Here is a 2,884-nt window from a genome sequence, read left to right as displayed (position 1 = left end):
ACCCTGAAGACTGCAAGTAACGCGAAAACCAGAGTGATGAGGTCAAGCCCTCGGTCTATTAGTACTCCTTTGCTACATACATTACTGTACTTCCACATAGAGCCTATAAACGGGTGTTCTGCCCGTGACCTTACCTACTTTAGTAGTGAGAGCACTCATCTTGAGGTGGGCTTCCCACTTAGATGCTTTCAGCGGTTATCCGCTCCGCACTTAGCTACCCAGCGTCTACTCCTGGTGGAATAACTGGTACACCAGCGGTGCGTCCTTCCCGGTCCTCTCGTACTAAGGAAGGCTCCTCTCAATGCTCTTACGCCTGCACCGGATATGGACCGAACTGTCTCACGACGTTCTGAACCCAGCTCACGTACCGCTTTAATGGGCGAACAGCCCAACCCTTGGGACGTACTTCCGCCCCAGGTTGCGATGAGCCGACATCGAGGTGCCAAACCTCCCCGTCGATGTGGACTCTTGGGGGAGATCAGCCTGTTATCCCTAGAGTAACTTTTATCCGTTGAGCGACGGCCATTCCATGCTGTGCCGTCGGATCACTAAGGCCGACTTTCGTCCCTGCTTGAGTTGTAACTCTTGCAGTCAAGCTCTCTTTCTGCCTTTACACTCGCCGCACGGTTTCCAAGCGTGCTGAGAGAACCTTTGCGCGCCTCCGTTACCTTTTAGGAGGCGACCGCCCCAGTCAAACTGCCCACCTGAAACTGTTCCTACACCCGCTGAGGGTGTGAGGTTAGAATTCTAGCTTCGCCAGAGTGGTATCTCACCGTTAGCTCCATATCCCCCACAAGGGATACTTCTATGCTTCCCACCTATCCTGCGCAAGCCAAGCCCGAACACAATTCCAGGCTACAGTAAAGCTTCATAGGGTCTTTCTGTCCAGGTGCAGGCAGTCCGTATCTTCACAGACATTCCTATTTCGCCGAGTCTCTCTCTGAGACACCATCCAGATCGTTACGCCTTTCGTGCGGGTCGGAACTTACCCGACAAGGAATTTCGCTACCTTAGGACCGTTATAGTTACGGCCGCCGTTCACCGGGGCTTCGGTCGTCAGCTTCAGGGCGAACCCCTGACCAACTTCCTTAACCTTCCGGCACTGGGCAGGCGTCAGCCCCCATACGTCCTCTTTCGAGTTAGCGGAGACCTGTGTTTTTGGTAAACAGTCGCCTGGATCTCTTCACTGCGACCCACTTTCGTGGGCACCCCTTCTTCCGAAGTTACGGGGCCATTTTGCCGAGTTCCTTAGAGAGAGTTATCTCGCGCCCCTTGGTATTCTCAACCTCCCTACCTGTGTCGGTTTCGGGTACGGGTATGATGCTTTCATCACATGACGAGCTTTTCTTGACACTATCCTTCACCATGCGGAGTTCGTAAACCCCTCCCAAACCAATTAGGGTATGGTTATCTTTCATGCGTCCCTCGCCATGCTCCCACATCTTAGTCAGGGATTATTCACCCTGTGTCCATCGACTACGCCTTTCGACCTCGCCTTAGGTCCCGACTAACCCTCCGCGGACGAACCTGCCGGAGGAACCCTTAGGGTTTCGGGGCATTGGATTCTCACCAATGTTTTCGCTACTCAAGCCGACATTCTCACTTCCGTCTCGTCCACAGCTGCTTACCGCTACTGCTTCTTCCTACTACGGAACGCTCCCCTACCGATTAATTCCTTAATCCCACAGCTTCGGTACATCACTTAGCCCCGTTCATTTTCGGCGCAAGATCGCTTGACTAGTGAGCTATTACGCACTCTTTCAAGGGTGGCTGCTTCTAGGCAAACCTCCTAGTTGTCTATGCAATCTCACCTCCTTTCTCACTTAGTGATGATTTGGGGACCTTAGCTGGTGGTCTGGGCTGTTTCCCTCTTGACAATGAAGCTTATCCCCCACTGTCTCACTGGCAATGTGTGCCCTGGGTATTCTGAGTTTGTCTCGATTTGGTACCGGTCTCCCAGCCCGCACCGAAACAGTGCTTTACCCCCCAGGTATATTCATTACCGCTGCGCCTAAACACATTTCGGGGAGAACCAGCTAGCTCCTGGTTCGATTGGCATTTCACCCCTAACCACAACTCATCCGCTGATTTTTCAACATCAGTCGGTTCGGACCTCCACTTGGTGTTACCCAAGCTTCATCCTGGCCATGGTTAGATCACCAGGGTTCGGGTCTATAAACACTGATTTTTCGCCCTCTTCAGACTCGGTTTCCCTTGGGCTCCAGCATTCTCGCCTTAACCTACCAGTGCCTATAAGTCGCCGGCTCATTCTTCAACAGGCACGCGGTCATCCGTTTAATCGGACTTCCACTGCTTGTAGGCTAACGGTTTCATGTTCTATTTCACTCCCCTTCCGGGGTTCTTTTCACCTTTCCCTCGCGGTACTGGTTCACTATCGGTCACACAGTAGTATTTAGCCTTACGAGATGGTCCTCGCTGATTCACATGGGATTCCTCGTGCCCCATGCTACTCGGGATTCAGCTTCTATCCTTTAGTTTTCGACTACAGGACTTTCACCTTCTTTGGTGCAGTATTTAGCTGCTTCGTCTAACCTCTAGATTCGATATTGCTGTCCCACTACCCCAAAGGATTAATCCTTTGGTTTAGGCTTTTCCCCTTTCGCTCACCACTACTGAGGGAATCTCTTTTGATTTCTTTTCCTCCAGCTACTAAGATGTTTCAGTTCGCTGGGTTAGCTCTTTCCTGCCTATATATTCAGCAGGTAGTCTTTAGGGTTGCCCCATTCGGAAATCTCCGGCTCTTAGTTTGCTTCCAACTCCCCGGAGCATATCGTCGGTAACCACGTCCTTCTTCGCCTCTGTGTGCCTAGGTATCCACCGTTAGCCCTTATTAGCTTGACCACTTTACATTGGTTTTTTCCAC

The 2,884-nt window shown here is 51.7% G+C and carries 1 rRNA gene; it reads right to left on the bottom strand.

The annotated features are described in order from the left end of the window. Positions 1–38: 38 nt before the first annotated feature. Positions 39–2,862: ribosomal RNA gene (locus NWP22_RS15005) — 23S ribosomal RNA — on the bottom strand. Between the last annotated feature and the right edge of the window lie 22 nt (positions 2,863–2,884).

It is taken from the genome of Anabaenopsis tanganyikae CS-531 (assembly GCF_029891675.1).
Lineage (GTDB): Bacteria > Cyanobacteriota > Cyanobacteriia > Cyanobacteriales > Nostocaceae > Anabaenopsis > Anabaenopsis arnoldii.
This window is presented reverse-complemented; position numbering and strand designations above follow the sequence as displayed.